This window comes from Variovorax boronicumulans NBRC 103145, assembly GCF_001591345.1.
GTDB lineage: Bacteria > Pseudomonadota > Gammaproteobacteria > Burkholderiales > Burkholderiaceae_C > Variovorax > Variovorax boronicumulans.
The window spans coordinates 1-17,573 of the sequence record NZ_BCUS01000083.1; the positions used below are offsets into that span (position 1 = coordinate 1).

General features: G+C 68.3%; 17 protein-coding genes. 9 read left to right on the top strand and 8 right to left on the bottom strand.

Features of this window, described 5'->3' with window-relative positions; genetic code table 11:
• The first annotated feature begins 56 nt into the window (after positions 1–56).
• The gene (locus tag VBO01S_RS21595; RefSeq protein ID WP_062479145.1) at positions 57–2,297 is read left to right on the top strand and encodes an FUSC family protein; all 2,241 of its coding nucleotides are present in this window, start codon (positions 57–59) and stop codon (positions 2,295–2,297) included.
• Entirely contained in the window at positions 2,297–3,382 is a 1,086-nt protein-coding gene (locus tag VBO01S_RS21600) for a mechanosensitive ion channel family protein (protein ID WP_062479147.1), read from the top strand. Before VBO01S_RS21595 ends, VBO01S_RS21600 begins: the two co-directional genes overlap by 1 nt.
• Before the next feature lie 27 nt (positions 3,383–3,409).
• On the opposite strand, the gene VBO01S_RS21605 is transcribed toward VBO01S_RS21600, so the two are convergent.
• On the bottom strand, positions 3,410–3,796 hold the full coding sequence (locus VBO01S_RS21605; protein WP_062479149.1) for a hypothetical protein: 387 nt from the start codon (positions 3,794–3,796) through the stop codon (positions 3,410–3,412).
• 382 nt (positions 3,797–4,178) lie between these two features.
• Between VBO01S_RS21605 and VBO01S_RS21610 the strand changes: the two genes are divergently transcribed.
• Positions 4,179–5,435, top strand: a complete 1,257-nt coding sequence (locus VBO01S_RS21610; protein WP_062479152.1) for a porin — start codon at positions 4,179–4,181, stop codon at positions 5,433–5,435.
• 154 nt (positions 5,436–5,589) lie between these two features.
• Here VBO01S_RS21610 and VBO01S_RS21615 read toward each other — a convergent pair whose 3' ends face one another.
• Positions 5,590–6,048 (bottom strand): Lrp/AsnC family transcriptional regulator, encoded by a 459-nt coding sequence (locus VBO01S_RS21615; protein ID WP_062479155.1) that lies wholly within the window; start codon positions 6,046–6,048, stop codon positions 5,590–5,592.
• A 107-nt stretch (positions 6,049–6,155) separates the two neighbouring features.
• On the opposite strand from VBO01S_RS21615, the gene VBO01S_RS21620 reads away from it, so the two are divergent.
• A complete protein-coding gene (locus VBO01S_RS21620) occupies positions 6,156–6,779 on the top strand; it encodes a LysE/ArgO family amino acid transporter (RefSeq protein WP_062479158.1) in 624 nt (207 codons plus the stop codon).
• Positions 6,780–6,783: 4 nt separating this feature from the next.
• Here VBO01S_RS21620 and VBO01S_RS21625 read toward each other — a convergent pair whose 3' ends face one another.
• From VBO01S_RS21625 to pcaQ, 5 genes are all read right to left on the bottom strand, one after another.
• A complete protein-coding gene (locus tag VBO01S_RS21625; RefSeq protein ID WP_082818228.1) occupies positions 6,784–7,092 on the bottom strand; it encodes a TfoX/Sxy family protein in 309 nt (102 codons plus the stop codon).
• 83 nt (positions 7,093–7,175) lie between these two features.
• Entirely contained in the window at positions 7,176–7,838 is a 663-nt protein-coding gene (locus VBO01S_RS21630; protein ID WP_062479161.1) for a suppressor of fused domain protein, read from the bottom strand.
• Positions 7,839–7,878: 40 nt separating this feature from the next.
• Positions 7,879–9,084, bottom strand: a complete 1,206-nt coding sequence (locus VBO01S_RS21635; RefSeq protein WP_062479164.1) for a DUF418 domain-containing protein — start codon at positions 9,082–9,084, stop codon at positions 7,879–7,881.
• Complete coding sequence (locus VBO01S_RS21640; protein WP_062479167.1) at positions 9,081–9,692, bottom strand: TetR/AcrR family transcriptional regulator; 612 nt, start codon at positions 9,690–9,692, stop codon at positions 9,081–9,083. Before VBO01S_RS21640 ends, VBO01S_RS21635 begins: the two co-directional genes overlap by 4 nt.
• An 82-nt stretch (positions 9,693–9,774) precedes the next feature.
• On the bottom strand, positions 9,775–10,704 hold the full coding sequence (pcaQ, locus tag VBO01S_RS21645) for a pca operon transcription factor PcaQ (protein WP_062479169.1): 930 nt from the start codon (positions 10,702–10,704) through the stop codon (positions 9,775–9,777).
• A 137-nt stretch (positions 10,705–10,841) separates the two neighbouring features.
• Between pcaQ and VBO01S_RS21650 the strand changes: the two genes are divergently transcribed.
• The gene (locus VBO01S_RS21650; protein WP_062479172.1) at positions 10,842–11,855 is read left to right on the top strand and encodes a tripartite tricarboxylate transporter substrate binding protein; all 1,014 of its coding nucleotides are present in this window, start codon (positions 10,842–10,844) and stop codon (positions 11,853–11,855) included.
• On the opposite strand, the gene VBO01S_RS21655 is transcribed toward VBO01S_RS21650, so the two are convergent.
• The gene (locus tag VBO01S_RS21655) at positions 11,827–12,429 is read right to left on the bottom strand and encodes a MarR family winged helix-turn-helix transcriptional regulator (RefSeq protein ID WP_082818225.1); all 603 of its coding nucleotides are present in this window, start codon (positions 12,427–12,429) and stop codon (positions 11,827–11,829) included. The genes VBO01S_RS21650 and VBO01S_RS21655 overlap by 29 nt on opposite strands.
• Positions 12,430–12,582: 153 nt before the next feature.
• On the opposite strand from VBO01S_RS21655, the gene VBO01S_RS21660 reads away from it, so the two are divergent.
• The 4 genes from VBO01S_RS21660 to VBO01S_RS32450 all read left to right on the top strand — a co-directional run bounded on the left by VBO01S_RS21660 (position 12,583) and on the right by VBO01S_RS32450 (position 17,429).
• Complete coding sequence (locus VBO01S_RS21660; RefSeq protein ID WP_062479175.1) at positions 12,583–13,599, top strand: Bug family tripartite tricarboxylate transporter substrate binding protein; 1,017 nt, start codon at positions 12,583–12,585, stop codon at positions 13,597–13,599.
• Positions 13,600–13,705: 106 nt separating this feature from the next.
• Complete coding sequence (locus tag VBO01S_RS21665; RefSeq protein ID WP_157627415.1) at positions 13,706–14,659, top strand: Bug family tripartite tricarboxylate transporter substrate binding protein; 954 nt, start codon at positions 13,706–13,708, stop codon at positions 14,657–14,659.
• Between the two features lie 22 nt (positions 14,660–14,681).
• Complete coding sequence (locus tag VBO01S_RS21670; RefSeq protein WP_062479177.1) at positions 14,682–16,016, top strand: sulfatase family protein; 1,335 nt, start codon at positions 14,682–14,684, stop codon at positions 16,014–16,016.
• Between the two features lie 165 nt (positions 16,017–16,181).
• Positions 16,182–17,429, top strand: coding sequence for a hypothetical protein (locus VBO01S_RS32450; protein ID WP_157627410.1), 1,248 nt, complete (start codon positions 16,182–16,184; stop codon positions 17,427–17,429).
• Positions 17,430–17,573: the final 144 nt, after the last annotated feature.

Sequence of the window (17,573 nt, forward strand, 5' to 3'; positions counted from 1 at the left end):
AAGCTCACCCGCATCAAGCGCGAGGCGCCCGCCGAGGGCGACGCCTCCGCCAAGTGATGACGGGGCCGGGCGCCGCCTCGCGGGTTCGCGCGGCGTTGCGCATTGCGCTGAGCCACTACGTCGCGAGCGGGCTCACCGTCGCGCTCGGCCTGCTCGTGATCTCGGGCGGGGTGCACCTGTGGCTGGGCACCCTGGCCGCTTCGGCCGCCGCCACCGGCGTGATCGTCACGGCGCCGCCCGACCTGCCCGGCCCGCGCCGCGGCAAGTTTTTGCAGATGCTGCCGGCGCCGCTCATCGGCCTGCCGCTGTTCTTCGCGGTGCAGATGCTGCACGGCGCACCGATCCGCCTCGGGCTGCTGCTGGTGCCCGCCACCTTCATGGCCTTCGTGGCCATGGCCTGGGGCAAGCGCGGCATTCCCATCGCCATCGCGGTGATGTTCTCGATGGTCTTCTCCATGGCCACGCCAGCGCCCACCGGGCTGTCGGACGCCATCGCGCGCACCACCGAATTCGGTCTGGGCGCCGGCCTGTACGTGGTGTGGGCCACGCTCGCCAACCTGCTGCTCAACGGGCGCTTTCGCACGCAGTCGATCGCCGACGTGCTGTTTTCGCTGGCCGCGCTCATGCGCACCGAAGCCAGCCAGTTCACGCCGCAGGACGAAACCCGCGACATCCGCGACACCCCCGCCTCGTTGCTCGGCCAACTGCTGCGTGAGCAGGCCGCGCTGGCCGACCAGCTGCAGGCCACGCGCGACATCGTGCTCGAATCGCCGCGCACGCCGCGCCGCCAGCGACTGGCCGGCATGCTCGTCATCGTGCTCGAGATGCGCGACCAGCTGCTCGCCAGCGAGCTCGACCTCGACGCCCTGCGCGCCCATCCGTCGCACGCGCAGGCGCTGGTCGAGATGCGCCGCATCCTCGAAGAGCTGGCCGACGAAACGACCGGCCTGGCCGATGCGCTGCTCATGCGCCGCCACCCCGCCGCCGTGGCCGACCGCCGGCCGCGCCTGGCCGCCATCCACGTGACGGCAGACGACGAAGACACGCACGGCCAGATGGGCCCCTCGGCCGCCATGCTCGCGCGCGGGCTGGCCAGCCGCATCGGCCACATCAACGACGAGGTGCTGCGCCTGGCGGCCATGGCGCGCGGCGACGCCGAGCCCAACCTGGCCGTGGTGCGCGCCAACTGGCAGCTCTTCGTGAGCCCGACCGACTGGTCGCTGCGCCCCTTCCTCGCGCTGTGGCGCTGGGACGCGCCGCCGCTGCGCCACGCCATTCGCGCGGCGCTGGCCATCGCGGCCGGCTACGGCATCGCCGTGTCGATGCCCTGGGGGTCGCACGACTACTGGATCTTGCTGACCATCGTGGTGGTGCTGCGCGGCAGCCTCTCGCAGACGCTGGAGCGGCGCAACAGCCGCGTTGCCGGCACGCTGCTGGGCTGCGTGCTCGCGGTGGGCCTGCTGTCGGCGCACCCGTCGCCGCTGATGCTGCTCGTAACCGTGACCATCGCGCAGGCCATTGCCCACAGCTTCGCGGTGCGGCGCTACCTCGTCACCGCCGTGGCCGCCACCGTGCTGGGCCTGCTGCAGGCCCACATGCTGAACACCGGCACCGCGCCCATCTTTGCGCTGTTCGAGCGCATCGCCGACACGCTCATCGGCGCCGCGCTGGCCTGGGGCTTCTGCTACGTGCTGCCCTCGTGGGAGCGCACGCAGATTCCGGCGCTGGTGGCGCGCGTGCTCACCGCGCAGGCGCGCCATGCGCGGCTCGCACTCGGCCTGGGCCAATTGCAGGCCATCCAGAGCAGCCCCGAGCTCGAGTGGCGGCTTGCGCGCCGCGAGGCTTACGACAGCCTCTCGGCGCTCGTGCAGGCCACGCAGCGTTCGCTCTCCGAACCGCGCGCCGTGCAGCCGCCGCTGGAGCCGCTGGAGCATCTGCAGGCCCACAGCTACCAGCTGCTCGCGCAGCTCAGCGCGGTGAAGTCGATGCTCGTGCTGCGGCGCGACCGCCTCACGCCGGGCGACATCGAAGGCCCGCTCGTGCGCACCGCGCAACGCATCGAGGCCGCCCTGGGAACCATTCCGATCGCAGGGCCCTCTCACCCCGAGAGCACGGGGGCCACCACCGTCGGCGGTCCCATTCCACTGCCCGACCCGTTCGACAACGACATCAGCCCCTGGCTGGTGCGCCGGCTCGACCTGGCCACGGCGCTCGCCACGCAGCTGCGCGACGACGCAGCGCGCATTCTTCAACCACTGAACGACAACACCCCAGAAGCAAAGACCACCCCCGCCTGATGACCCAAGAGCTCCTCGCACACCCCTGGTTCGGCACCTGGATTGCCGCCCTGATCGCCGCGCCCCTCGCCCTTCTCGCCCACCGCATCGGGGGCATGGTCCTCAGGCGGATCACCCGCCCGGCGCCCGCCGTGCATGCGATGGTGCTCAACTGCACCGCCCCCGCGCGGCTGGTGCTGCCGCTGGCGGCGCTCATGATGGTGTGGCAGGCGGCGCCGGACGACCTGCGCTTCATCGGCAGCGTGCGGCATCTCACCGGGCTGCTGCTCATCGCGGCCAGCACCTGGTTCGTGCTCAAGGCCATCAGCGGTTTTGCCGACGGCGTGCTCGCGCAGCACCCTTCGGACATCTCCGACAACCTGCAGGCGCGCCGCGTGCTCACGCAGACCCGCGTGCTCGCGCGCACCGCCATGTCGGTCGTCGTCGTGGCCGGCGGCGCCATGATGCTCATGACCTTCCCGGGCGCACGCCAGGTCGGCGCCAGCCTGCTGGCCTCGGCCGGCGTGATCGGCATCGTGGCGGGCCTGGCGGCCAAGCCCGTCTTCAGCAACCTCATCGCCGGCCTGCAGATCGCGCTGTCGCAGCCGATCCGTATCGACGACGTGCTCGTGGTCGAGGGCGAATGGGGCCGCGTCGAGGAAATCACCGGCACCTTCGTGGTCGTGCGCATCTGGGACGACCGGCGCCTCATCCTGCCGCTCACCTACTTCATCGAGAAGCCGTTCCAGAACTGGACCCGCCACTCGGCCGAACTGCTCGGCTCGGTCTTCTTCTACCTGGACTACGGCACGCCGCTGGCGCCGCTGCGCGCCGAGGTCGAGCGCCTCGTGAAGGCCGCGCCCGAGTGGGACGGCCGCTTCTTCAACCTGCGCGTGACCGACGCCACCGAACGCACCATGCAGGTCCGCGTGCTCTGCACCGCCGCCACCTCCGGCCTGGCCTTCGACCTGCGCTGCCACGTGCGCGAAGGCGTCATCGACTTCATGCAGCGCGAGTACCCGCAGTTCCTGCCGAAGATGCGCTTCGAGGGCAACGATCCGGCGATGGGGCAGCCGGCGGTGATGCAGGGCGCGGCGGCGGGCTGAAGCACCCGCCGCCGTCTTTCTTCTCCCCTACCGCGCAGGCGCCGCCGCAGGCAACACCATCGGCGCCCCCAGCCGCGAGGCGCGCTCCCAGCCCGGTTGCGACTGCGCGCGCTCCAGCTCAGCCACCACCTCCGCGCGCGTGCGCGGTTGCGTGGCCTTCACGGGGATCGGTGCGCCCCAGCGCAGCACGCCGGCCCACTCGGGGCTTTGCTGCGCGGCGCGCAGTTCGGCCACCACCTGGGCGTCGGTCTTGCCCGGGCCGGCGTTTTCGGGGTGCTCCTTGATGCCGGCTTCGGTCGCCGCGAAATGCGCCGGCCCCTCGACGTGCTGCTGGCTGGTTTGCGCGCCGGCCATCAGCGGGAGCGCTGCGGCGGCCATCGCCGCCAGCGCAAAGGCCATCTTCCTGTTCGTCATGTGTCATCTCCTTCGTTGAACGCCGAAGAGGACCACCCGCTTCGGCGATGGCGGTTTTGCTTCGCCATGCCGACACGCTAGAAATTCGGACCGTCGCCGCGCGAACGGTTCAATTACAAAAACGACAGGATGAAGACCAATTCATCCATTCTCTGCAAGCGGCAAGTGGAGCTTTCCAATTCGTAACCCGGCTGCACGGAAAACGTAATTGAAAAAGGCGGTTTCGGTCTTTTCCTGTCGCAATCGATCGATATGATTTGCCCAGACGCATGAACCATGCGGAAGGCAGAAGAAATCAATTGAAATTATTTCCGCACGCCGAACCGGAGCTCCAACGCGGTGCGTGGGAGCGATGAATTTCATATTCAATTCAAGGGCAACAATGAAAAGACAATTCCTCACGGCCGCCGCACTGTTCGGTGTCGGGTTCGCCAATGCACAGTCTTCCGTCACGCTGTTCGGCGTGGTGGACACGGGCATCAGCAATTACTCGTCCAAATCGCAGGACATGAACGGCGCCACGCTGTTCAACCCGTTCTACGTGAACCAGGGCACGCGCACCGCGAGCCAGACCGCGCTGAGCTCGGGCGGCTATTCCACGAGCCGGCTGGGCTTTCGCGGCACCGAGGACCTGGGCGGCGGGCTTGCGGCCAGCTTCTGGCTCGAGGCGCCGATCAGCCCCGACGACGGCAAGACCGGCATCACCACCTTCCAGCGCCGTTCCACGGTCAGCCTGTCGGGCGGTTTCGGTGAATTGCGCCTGGGCCGCGACTACGTGCCGACGGCCTGGAACGACATCGTGTTCGACCCCTTCGGCATCGTCGGCGTGGGCCGCAGCCTGATCTTCACCGCCGCCAACACGAACGCCGGCGGCGGCTCGGGCGGCTTCGGCGGCGACCTCAATTACAACCGCGCCAGCAACTCGATCGGTTATTTCCTGCCGAAGAATCTCGGTGGCTTTTATGGCCAATTCATGTACGCGCTGCATGAAAATACCAAATACGACCCTGGCACGGCAACACCGCCTGGCGTCAATGCGGCGGGCGCACTCAATTCAGGCAATTCGGCCGCATCACGCGCAGGGCGTTACCTGGGCGGACGTGTCGGTTATGCCAATGGCCCGTTCGACGTGGCCGTGTCGTACGGCAACAGCACGGCGGCCGACAATTTCTATGCGGGCACCACCGACAACGTCAAGACCTTCAATCTCGGCAGCTCCTACGATTTCGGCGTGGTCAAGCTGTTCGGCGAATTGTCGAGAATCAAGAAAACGCGCGATTACGCCGTCACGCCCTTGGTCGGCGGCGTGCCGGACGTCGACCTCACGGGCTACCTGATCGGCGTGACCGCGCCGGTCGGCCCGGGCCTGATCCGCGCCTCGTACTCGCAGGTCAAGTACGACCTCAACACCGTCAACCTGCCGTTCACGCCGTCGGTCGCCGACCCCAAGGCCAACAAGCTGGCCATCGGCTACATCCACAACCTGTCCAAGCGCACCGCCCTGTACGCCACCGTCGCGCGCATCAGCAACAAGAACGGCGCGGCGCTCACGGTCGGCGGCCCCGCCTTCGTGAACACCGGGGTGTTCGTGCCCAAGACCTCGACGGGCTACGACGTCGGGCTGCGCCACTCGTTCTGATCAGGGAAGACTGTCACGCGCAAATAAGCAAGCAAGTGAGTGAATGACCGCGGGCGGCCCTGCGCCCGCGGATGTTCCGTTTCTCCAGGAGCCCGTCAGGCGGGTCCATTCGGTCCGCCTTGGTGCGGACCTTTTTTTTGGCGAGAGGCGCGCCTCAGTCGGGCACAGTGCCCGCCGGCGCCGCCACCGCGCGCGCCGCGATCGGCACCGACATCACGATCGAGGTGCGCGTCTCGCCCAGGTGGTTGATGCTGCTCACGAAGGCTTCGAGGTGCTCGATGTCGCGCGCGACCACCTTCAGCACGTACGAGTCCTGCCCCGTCACGTGAAAACACTCGAGCACTTCGCGCCGGCTGCCGAGCAGCTTCAGCAGGCGGGCCTTGTCGGGTTGCGCGGTGGTGATGCCGACCAGCGCCGTCACGGTGTAGCCCGCCTTGCGCGGCGGCACCACCGCGCGATAGCCCTCGATGACGCCGGCCTCTTCGAGGCGCTTCACGCGCTCGGAGGTGGACGGCACCGACAGCGCCACCTGCCGCGCCAGCGCCGTGAGCGAGGTGCGCGCGTCCTGCTGCAGCACGTCGAGGATCTGCCAGTTCTTGGCGTCGATTTCCATGGATTTCAGGCCCGATTGAGAATTTCGCTTCCGATTTCAGGCAAGGCATGCCGCGCGCCTGAATTTCGCCATTCTCGTCATGCGGGCTGCGCCGAACAATCGTCGGCATGGACTTCGCTCTCTTTCTCAAGGCCCTTGTCATCGGGCTCTCGATCGCCGCACCCGTCGGCCCCATCGGCCTGCTGTGCATCCAGCGCACGCTCGCGCATGGCCGCACCATCGGCTTTCTCAGCGGCCTGGGCGCCGCGCTGGCCGATGCCTGCTATGGCGCCATCGGTGCCTTTGGCGTTTCGGCCGTGGTGTCGACGATGGTCGCCGCGCGCGTGCCGCTGGCGCTCGGCGGCGCGGCCTTTCTTGCGTGGATGGGCGTGCAGCTGCTGCGTGCGCCGGCCGCGACGCAGGCTCGGGCCGCGGAGGACGCGGCCACGCCGGTGAAGGCGCTGCTGTCGGTGTTCGTGCTCACGCTGGCCAACCCGATGACGATCCTGTCGTTCGTCGCGGTGTTCGCTTCGCTCGGCAGCGGCCATGTGGGCAGCGGCAGCGGTGCGGCGCTCACGATGGTGCTGGGGGTGTTCCTCGGCTCGGCGCTGTGGTGGCTGGGGCTGTCGAGCATCGTGTCGATGGTGCGGCACAAGCTCGGCGCGCGCGTGCTGCAGGGCATCAACAAGCTGTCGGGCGCGCTGCTGCTGGGCTTTGCGGTGTTTCAGCTGTCGACGCTGCTGTCGCGCTGACGAATCAACTGGCCGGCTTGCGGCGCGCGGGCTTGCGTGCACCCAGCGCACTCGCCAGCGCCTTCGTCGCCCAGTCGCGCAAGGCGTGCGGGTCTTCGAGCGCATCGACCGGCGCCTCGTAGTAGCTCGCGACCTTCACGGTCGAGGCGCTGGTCGCGTACGAGAACGGCACCGCGCCCAGGCGCTCGAATTCTGGCCGGGTGGCGTCGTCCACGCGCAGGTACAGCGTGCCCTTCATCACGAAGGCGAACTGCACGCCGGCCTGCACGAGGCCGAAGCCGCCGAAGAAGCGCTTGACCTCGATGGGGCCCATCGCACCGAGCGACTCGGCCAGTTCGAGCGCCCGCCCGTGCGAACGCTCGGCACCGCCGACGATGGCCGCACCTTTGGCGCGGCTCAAACGACCGCCTTGCGCCGCGCGTCAGTCACCGGCGCGCCGCCATGCACTTCGAGCAGGCGCAGCAGCGCCTCGGAGCTGTGCGCCTTGGCCCAGTCGCGTTCGGAATCGTTGATGCCGACGAGGTGCAAAAAGTCGAAGCGGCCCGAGTCGAGTTGCGCCGTCGCGGGGTAATGCTTGGGCTCCATCAGCACCACATGGCGCAGGGCCACGGTGCCCTTCTCGCGGATCGCTTCGCCGACGGGAATGCGGTCGCCGTAGTCGAAGGGCTGCTTGTCTTCACCGAAGTGCGAGTGCGCGAGCAGCACGTTGTAGGCGAGCAGGCGGCGCAGCAACTTGATGGCCCACTGGTCCTGCGGCTGCGACGGCACCTCGATGACCAGCTCAGAGCCGATCCACGAATAGTCCTCGGGGTCGTAGTCGGCCGGCTCCGTTTCCCAAGGCGTGGAGCCGCCCGAGGTCACGTACAGCCAGGTGTTGCGCACGGGCGTGGGCGCGAACTCGAACACGCCCAGGTGCAGCCAGCGCGGGTCGACGTCTTCGGCGCCCAGCGCCTTGAAGTCGTCGAAGTCGAGCACGTAGATGCCGGTGCGCTCGGGGCCGAACAGGCGCGGGTAGAGCGTCTCTTCGCGGTAGGCCCACACGTCTTCCATGGAAATCATCGGCGCATCCTCCTCGTTGGAACGACGGGATTCTCGTCGTTCAGCGTGAACTGTGCGAACGACGCAGCGCCGGCCACTCGAGGTTGGTGAAGGCGCGCAGCACCCACTCCACCGGGCCGTACGCAAAGCGTGCCAGCCACCAGCGACTGACCAGCATCTGCGCGCCGAAGATGCCGAAGGCGACCATGAGGCTCATGAACGGCCCGAGCTCGCCGATGAGCCGCAGCCCGTACGCCAGGAAGAGCCACGCGCACACCGCCGACTGCAGCAGGTAGTTCGACAGCGCCATGCGCCCCGCCGGTGCCAGCGCCTGCGCCAGCCAGCCGCCCCAGCGCGACTGGAACAGCAGCATCATCGCGCCCACATACGTCGCCGTGAGCAGCGGCGAGGTGAAGACGCCGACCGCCAGGCCCAGCACGTCCCAGCGCGAGCCCGGCACGACCGACGCGGTCCACGCATACACGGCCGCGCCCGGCAGCCCCAGCACCAGCCCGGGCACCAGCAGGCGCTTGAACAGCGGCCGGTAGCGGTCGGCCCGCGCGAACAGGTTGCGGCGGCCCTCGATGACGCCCGCGAAGAACATCGCCAGCGCCATCGGCGCCTGCACCAGCCCGAGCACGATCCACACCTGCGACAGCTCGCGCAGATGCTGGCGGATGACCGTCGCCGCCGTGCCGCGGTAGGCTGCGAGCGCCGAGGCCGCGTCGGCCTTCGCGGTGCGCAGCACCTCGTCGGTCGCCGGACCGCCCAGCATCGCGAGCATGCCGATGGCGCCCCACACCAGCGCGGTCGCCAGCACCAGCCGCAGCGCCCAGCGCGCGAGCACCGCGTCGCTCTGGTGGCGCAGCGCGAGCAGCACGGCGCCGAGCACCGCGTAGGTCGTGAGGATGTCGCCATGGAACAGCAGCACCGCGTGCAGCGCGCCGATGCACCACAGCGCCACCAGCCGGCGCGCCAGGCGCGGCACGAAGGGCTTGCCGCTGCGCTGCGCCGACTGCATCTGCAGCGTGAAGCTGTAGCCGAACAGGAACGAGAACAGCAGGTAGAACTTGGTCTCGAACAGGAAGGCGACGGCAAAGGCCGCCACGCGGTCCAGCCCCGAACGCATCATCGGGTCGGGCAGCGGCTGGCCGTAGTACGGCGAGGCAAAGGCCGCGATGTTCACGACCAGGATGCCCAGCAGCGCGAAGCCGCGCAATGCATCGACGAGCGACTGGCGCTCGACTGCCACAGGGGTCGGGTTCATGCGCCCCGCCCCGGCTTCGCGAGAAAGCGGCTCACCACGCGACGCAGCATCGGCGCCTCGCGCGCGGGGTCGAAGCCCGTGTCGAGCGCCAGGCGCGAGAACACGCCGTCGATCAGCGCGGCGATCCAGTTGGCCGATTGCACCGGGTCGAGCTCGGGGTCGATCTGCCCGCGCGCCGCGGCCTTGCGCAGCAGGGCCGCGAGGCCGTCGCGCATTTCGGTGTCGCCCGCGGCCACGCTGGCGCAGACCACCGGGTTGCGCAGGGTCTCGGCCGCCACCTCCAGCGCCAGCCGCGAGTAGCTGCGGTCGGAGGCAAAGACCATCACCACGTCGAGAAAGGACAGCACCACCTCCAGCGGGTCGGGCGGGTCGTCGTCGATGGCGGCGAAGTACGCGGCCGTGTCGCGCCACTCCTCTTCGGCCAGGGCCTCGATGATCGCGTTCTTGCTGGGAAAGTAATGAAAGAGATTGCCCGGGCTCATGCCCGCGGCGGTGCAGATCTCGGCGGTGGTGGTGGCATGGAAGCCGCGCCGCGCAAAGCAGTCGCCCGCGGCCTCCAGGATCTGGCGGCGCTTGGCCTGCTGGCGTTCGGGGTCAACTTTGCGCACGGTGGTTCTCGCGGAATTCGGTCATGCCCGAATTATTAGACCGAGCGCTCGATCTATTCTGAAGGAAGCCTGAAGAAACCCTTCAGGCAGCGCGCGTGGCCGCAATGCCCCGGATGGTGTCCAGCAGCAGGCGCGCGCCCTCGCCCGTCTCGCTGCCGCGCCGCACGGTCACGCCCACCGGGCCTTCGGTGCTTGCCGTGTCGATGGCCACGCGCTTGAGTTCGCCGCGCGCCACGAAGCCTTCCACCGCGCCCTGCGGCGCAAACCACACGGCGTCGGAGCGCTGCAGCAGGCCCACGGCAAAGCTGGTGTCGGTCGCCTCCACCAAGCGGGCGGGCAGCGCCAGCCCCTGCGCGATGAGGAAGGCGTCGGCCGTGTGCCGGATCAGCGTGCCCGACACCGGCAGCACCAGCGGGTAGGCGGCCAGCGCATCGAGCGTGGGCTTGCGCCGCGAGGCCAGCGGATGGCCGGGGCGCACCACCAGCAGCAGCACCTCGCTGTACAGCTGCTCGAAGGCCAGGTCGGCCATGGCCGAAGCCTGCGCGAGCCGGCCCAGCACGAGGTCGATCTCGCCCTGGCGCAGCTGCGTCATGAGTTGCGCGTTGGTGCCGCTCACCACGCGCACGCGCATCGCCGGGTGCGCCGCATGCAGCCGCGCGACCGCCTCGGGCAGCAGGTGCGCCGCCATGTTGGGCAAGGCACCGACCGCCACGCGCAGCTGGTCGGCCTCGGGCTGGTCCATCGCCAGGCCCAGGCCTTCGCGCAGGCCGCGCAGCGCCGACACCGCGTGGCGCACCAGCACCTCGGCGGCCGGCGTGAGCTCCACGCCGCGGCGGCGGCGCAGCAGCAACTGGCGGCCCACGATCTCTTCGAGCTCGGCCACCGTCTTCGACACCGCCGGCTGCGTGAGCGACAGCGCCTCGGCCGCGCGCACCAGGTTGCGCTCTTGCGCCACCATGACCAGGCATTGCAGGTGGCGCATCTTCAGGCGCTCAAAGTTCATGGCTGACATGCGGTTCTCCTCGAAGCCTCGGGTGCGGTGTGCTTTCAAATATAACCAGAGGGAATAGCTGGCGGAAGAGACTTCAGTTGTGCCGCGCCGCGCAGCCTTCTAGAGTGCCGTGGATACGGAGACAGACAAAGCAGCCCATGACCACGACCTTTTCCTCGAAGCCTTCCTCTTCCTTCGGCAGGCGCCGCCGCCTCACGCTCGCCGCCGCCTGCGCCGCGCTGGCCCTCGGCCTCGCCGCCCCGGCCGCACAGGCCCAGGCGAGCTACCCCGCCAAGCCCGTGAAGTTCCTCGTCAACTTCCCGGCCGGCGGCCCCATCGACATCCTCGGGCGCGCGCTGGCCGACGCGCTGCAGAAAGACCTGAAGCAGCCCTTCGTGGTCGACAACCGCCCCGGCGCGGGCGGCAACATCGGCGCCGACGCCGTGGCCAAGAGCGCGGCCGACGGCTACACCGTGCTGCTGGGCATCGACAGCACCTTCACCGTCAACCCGCACCTGTACGCGTCGATGCCCTTCGCGGCCAAAGACCTCAAGCCGCTGATGATCTTCAGCTCGTCGGGCCTGAGCTTCACCACCGCCGCCTCGGTGAAGGCGAAGACGCTGCCCGACTTCATCGCGCAGGCCAAGGCCGAGCCCGCCACCTTCAGCTCGGCCGGCAACGGCAGCCCGGGCCACATTGCCGCGGAGATCTTCGCGAGCGCGACCGGCGCGAAGATCGTGCACGTGCCCTACAAGGGCAACGCCCCGGCCGTGATGGCCATGCTGGGCAACGAGGTGCAGGCCGGCATCGTCGCCACGCCCGGCGTGCTGCCGCAGATCCAGGGCGGCAAGCTGCGGTCCCTGGCCGTCACCGGCCGCCAGCGCGCGCCGCTGCTGCCCGAGGTGCCCACCGTGGGCGAGCTGGGCCTGAAAGACCTGGAGTTCGAAGTGCTCTACCTCGCCATGGTGCCGGCCGCCACGCCCGAGCCCGTGATGCAGACCCTGCGCCAGGCGCTGCACAAAGCGCTGGCCCTGCCCGAGCTCAAGGCCCGCCTGGCCTCGCTCGACATGGTGCCGCTGGCCGAAACCGATGCCGCCGCCACCACGCGCCTGGCCACGGCGCAGGCGCGCTACGGGCGCATCGTCAAGGCGACCGGGATGAAGGTGGACTGACGGCCTTGCCGCTGCGCGCCGCCGTGCTGTTCTTCTTGCCCTGGCCTGCTGCCGCCGCAGCAGCCGCCGCCGCGTGGCGCCCCCGGTCGGCCTTGGGCAGCACCGCCTGCGCCACCATGGTTTCGGCGTGCGCCTGCAGGCGGTGCAGCGCGTCGTCGAAGCGCGCGGCATCGTCTGCGTCGAGCGTGCCCATCAACTCGGCGTTGATGCGCGTCACCAGTGGAAAGAGTTCGTCGTACAGCGCCTGTCCCGTCGCCGTGAGGCCCAGCCGCACCTGCCGCCGGTCGCCTGCCAGCGCCGTGCGCGACACCAGCCGCTTGGCCACCAGCGAGCCCACCGCCTTCGAGGTGCGCGCCCGGTCCAGCTGCGCATGCTCGGCCAGCTGCGACGAGCCCAGCTCGCCCCGGCTGGCCAGCACCGCGATCAGGCGCCACTCGCGCCGCGTGATGCCGAAGCGGCCCTCGCACAGCCGGATCACCATGCTGCCCGCCACCGCGAGCAGGCGCGACAGCCGGTACAGCAGCAGGTCGTCCAGCGGGCGGCGCGGCGGGGTGGCGGCGTCTTCGGCAGTCATGGGGATGCGTCTCGAAAGGCCGGGTAAATCCGGGCGATGGTTGATTTGATCAATCGAATGTAGCGTCTCCAGAATCGTCCGCAGCCGCGGCCACCCGCCCCGGCCACGCACAGACCCTGCCGAACGCCGAACGAGACCCCGGAGAGATTGACGATGCCCCAGCTTCCCGACCCGACCCGCCGCCGCACCCTGACCACCCTTGGCGGGCTGGCCCTTGCCCCCCTTGCATCCTTCGCACCGCTTGCGTTCGCGCAGCAGCAGCCCGCCGCCTTCACCCCCGGCCAGCCGATCAAGGTGCTCATCGGCGTGCCCGCCGGCGGCACGCAAGACGTGCTGACCCGCGCCATTGCCCACCAGGTGCGCGATTCGCTCGGCCCGCTCATCATCGACAACCGCTCCGGCGCGGCCGGCCGCATTGCCGTGGAGGCCGTGAAGACCGCAGCGCCCGACGGCCACACCCTGCTGCTGGGCACCGCGAGCATGATGACCATGTTCCCCAGCGCCTATCGCAACCTGTCGTACGACCCCATCAAGGACTTCGTGCCGCTGGTGAACGCCGCGCGCTTCGAGCTGGCGCTCACCGTGCACAAGGACGTGCCCGCCAACACCCTGGCCGAGTTCATCACCTGGGCCAAGGCGCAGGGCGACAAGGTCAGCTTCGGCTCGTACGGCGCCGGCACGCCCTCGCACTTCCTGGGCGAAATGCTCAACCGCGCGGCCGGTCTGAAGATGGTGCACGTGCCCTACCGCGGCTCCACGCCCGCGCGCCAGGACGTGATGGGCGGCACCGTGCCCGTGTACTTCGACACCATCGGCGGTGCGCAGCAGATGCTGCCCACCGGCCGCGTGAAAGTGCTGGCCACCAGCGGCGACAAGCGCTCGCCGCTCATGCCGCAGCTGCCCAGCTTCGTGGAGAGTGGCTACAAGGACGTGGTGGCCACCGCGTGGTTCGCCTACTACGCGCCGCTGAAGACGCCGCCCGCCACCGCCGAGAAACTGCGCACCGAAATCATCCGCGCCGTGAACTCGCGCGACGTGCGCCAGCTGCTGCTGCAGAACGGCATGTACCCCGTGGCCGACGGCCCCGAAGCGCTCGTGAAGACCATGCGCGAAGACATTGCCCGCTGGGCCGGCATCATGAAGGCCGTGAACTTCCAGGCCAATGACTGACCGACCGATCGACACCAAGGACACACCCTTCATGACCCCGCGCGCCCTCCCCGCTTTCGCTTCTTCCTTCAACCCGGCCCGCCGCCGTCTCGCCACCGTGCTGGCCATGGCCGGCCTCGTGGCGGCCATCGCCGCCCCCACGCTCGCGCGCGCACAGGCCGCCCAAGCCGCACTCGACAGCCCGCTGCGCATCGTCGTCGGCTACGCGCCCGGCGGCGCCACCGACCGCGTGGCGCGCATCGTGGGCGACAAGCTCGCAGCCCAGCTCGGCGTGCCGGTCATCGTCGACAACAAGCCCGGCGCGGGCGGCCGCCTGGCCGCGCAGCAGGCCAAGGCCACGCCCGCCAACCAGAACGTGCTGATGCTCGCCAACCCCGCCGTGATGGTGGTGGCGCCGCTCGTCTTCAAGGACAACGGCTACGACGCCGAGCGCGACTTCGTGCCCGTGTCGCACGTCAACGCCTACGACTTTGCGCTGGCCGTGTCGCCCACCCTGCCCGTGCGCGAGCTGAACCATTTGCTCGCATGGATGCGCGCCAACCCGCAGCAGGCCAACGTGGGCGTGCCCGCCACCGGCAGCCTGCCGCACTTCTTCGGCCTCATGGTGGGCGAGAAGGCCAAGGTGCAGACCCAGGTGATTGGCTACCGCGGCTCGGCCCCGCTGCTGAACGACTTGATCGGCGGCCAGGTGCCCATTGCCGTCGACACCGAAGACGTCGTGCTGCCGCAGCACACCGCCGGCAAGCTGCGCATCCTGGCGCTGTCGGGCGAAAAGCGCTCGCCCTTCGCGCCCACCATTCCGACCTTCAAGGAAGCCGGCCTCGACCTCGCCGCCACCGGCTGGAACGCCTTCTTCGCGCCGGCCAGCATGCCCAAGGAGAAAGTCGAACGCCTGGCCACCACCATCCACGCCGTGATGCAAGACCCCGACACCCAACGCAAGTTCAAGGACGCCGGCATGACGCCGGTGGTGAGCACCCAGGCGCAGACCGCCGCGATGCTCAAGGCCTACAAGGCGCAGTGGGCGCCCGTGGTGCAGGAATCCGGCTACCAGCCCTGATCGAAAAACCTCTCAGCGACCTATGACGACACGCAGCAGCACCCGCCCCAACATCATCTTCATCGTGGCCGACGACCTCGGCTATGCCGACCTCGGCTGCTACGGCGGCCGCGATGCGCCCTTCGGCCGCGTGTCGCCCGTGCTCGACGGCCTGGCCGCCAACGGTTTGAAGCTCACGCAGGGCTACTCGAACTCGCCCGTGTGCTCGCCCACGCGCTTCGCGATGATCACCGCGCGGTATCAGTACCGCCTGCGCGGCGCGGCCGAAGAGCCCATCAACAGCCGCAGCCGCGGCAGCACCACGCTGGGCCTGCCCACCGAGCACCCCACCCTGCCGTCGCTGCTGAAAGACAGCGGCTACAAGACCGCGCTCATCGGCAAGTGGCACCTGGGCTACCCGCCCAGCTTCGGCCCGCTGCGCTCGGGGTATGAAGAGTTCTTCGGCCCCATGTCGGGCGGCGTCGACTACTTCACCCACTGCGATTCAGCCGGCCGCCACGACCTCTGGTACGGCGAAGAAGAGCACAAGGACGACGAGGGCTACCTGACCGACGTGCTCTCCAAGCGCGCCGTCGACTACGTCGAGCGCATGGGCACGCAAGAGGCGCCCTTCTTCCTGAGCCTGCACTACACCGCCCCCCACTGGCCGTGGGAAACCCGCGACGACGCCGACAAGGCGCCGCTCGTGAAGGACAACCTGTTCGACCTGTCGGGCGGCAACATCCATGTGTACCGCCGCATGATCCATCACATGGACGAGGGCATCGGCTGGATCATGGCCGCGCTCGAAAAGCACGGCATGGCCGACAACACCCTCGTCGTGTTCACCAGCGACAACGGCGGCGAGCGCTTCTCGGACAACTGGCCGCTGGTCGGCGGCAAGATGGACCTGACCGAAGGCGGCATCCGCGTGCCATGGATCGCGCACTGGCCGAAGGTGATCGCCAAGGGCGGCGAGAGCACCCAGCTGTGCATGACCATGGACTGGTCGGCCACCATGCTCGACGCCGCCGGCGTGAAGGCCGACGCGGCGTACCCGCTCGATGGCGTGTCGCTCATGCCCGTGCTGAAAGACGCTACCCACACCTTCCGCCGCCCGCTGCACTGGCGCATGAACCACCGCGGTCAGGAAGCCATGCGCGACGGCGACTGGAAGTACCTGAAGGTCGACGGCAACGAGTACCTGTTCAACATTCCGGCCGATGAGCGCGAACGCGCGAACCTGGGGAAGAAGGAGCCGCAGCGGCTGGAGGTGATGCGGGCGCAGTGGCAGGCGTGGAATGCGACGATGCCGGGGATTCCGGAGGATGCGACTGTGAGTTTGGGGTATTCGGTTAAGGATATGCCGCAGAGGTGAGACGCGAGTGTCGGAAATTCATCGCTGAAAAGCGATGGCTTTCAGGTGTGCCCGCCTCCGAAGGACTACTTCGAACAGCCCGGCCCCACTGAGGGGCAGCAAGGCCGCATCGCACAGCTTACGGGCGCTACGATCAGTGATCTATCGTCGCCCGAGAGCCCCACCATGCAGCGAATCGTCTTTTACTCATGGCAGTCGGATCTTCCCTCCGCAGGTAACCGGAATCTCATTCAGGAGAGTTTGGACCGTGCAATTCGTGCCATCGGCCGAGACCGAGATGCCGGGATTCAAGCGGTGCTTGACCGTGACACCGCAAACCTAGCGGGGTCTCCAGACATCGCTAACAGCATCCTGGCCAAGATCGCAGTAAGCGATGTTTTCGTTGCCGACGTAAGCATCATGAATGCGGGCGCGGCCCGTCCGAGTCCGAATCCAAACGTTCTGGTAGAGCTCGGCTATGCGATCGCGGAGCTAGGGTGGGAGAACGTCATCCTTGTGCAGAACGGAGCCTATGGCGGACCGGAGCTGTTGCCGTTTGACCTCCGGGGCCGCCGGACGGTTGTGTATCACAAGGCCGATGCGGACAACCGCGCTGAAGCGCGCGCCCTGCTGCAAGGTCGACTTGAAACGGCTCTCCGCAGCGCACTTACTACCGATGAAGTAGGCAATCTTCCCTCGGGACCGAGTGCGCCGGTCTGGTGGGGACGCTGGACCTCACGCTGGAATGAAATGGCGGGCGGCAACTTGTTTATCAGAGAAGTCGGCCCACGCGGGTTCCTTTTCGATCTCGCGGTTTTCAACGGAGCACACCAAGGGCACATAACGTCATATGCGAGGCTTCTCTCACACGATCTTGCATACGCGAGGGTAGCCAATGGGCCGGACGAACCAGTCGGCGAACTCGTCTTTCGGCGCAAGCACGGTGAGGCCGGGCGCGCGATCGAGATCGAAGAGGCAGCTCGCTGTTCCTACTGGGGCGGCATGCGGGCTCATTTCGGCGGACGCTACTCCCATGAGACCGAGCCCTGGTTCGAAAGAGGCCTCATGAACGAACTGGAATTGGCGCGCCTCTACCAGCTTGTCGGCGAGCACATGGGCGCTATGCGGGAATGCACGTCGGACATTGGTTTGGGTGAAAGCGCCGATGGGGAGGGGCAAACGGTTGTTTGGGGCGGTGTAGCAGGCCTTTACACCCAAATGGAAAGCATCGTCATATTCGAGCAGTCGGGGCAGATGTGGGCAGCTTACGTAGATTCAGAGGCGAATTGCGTGCGCTACTTCACCAACGTGCTAGAGGCACGAGACAAGTTGCCTGCAACGATCGAAAAGTGGCGGGAGAACTTCGCAGACAAGACCGTGCGGTATTGCGAGCCTACGCGGGCAGTACCAATCTGGCCTCCGGCGGATCGCTAGCACATAGTTTTGGCGTCTCTACCGAGAAGGCCTCAACACTCACCTAGTGCTAGCGTTTAGTCATCTGCTGACTTTCATGGCAGACGTGATGGCCGTCCACCATCGTCGCGTAGCCGTGGCCCGATTCGGACTGGTTGCTGTCGT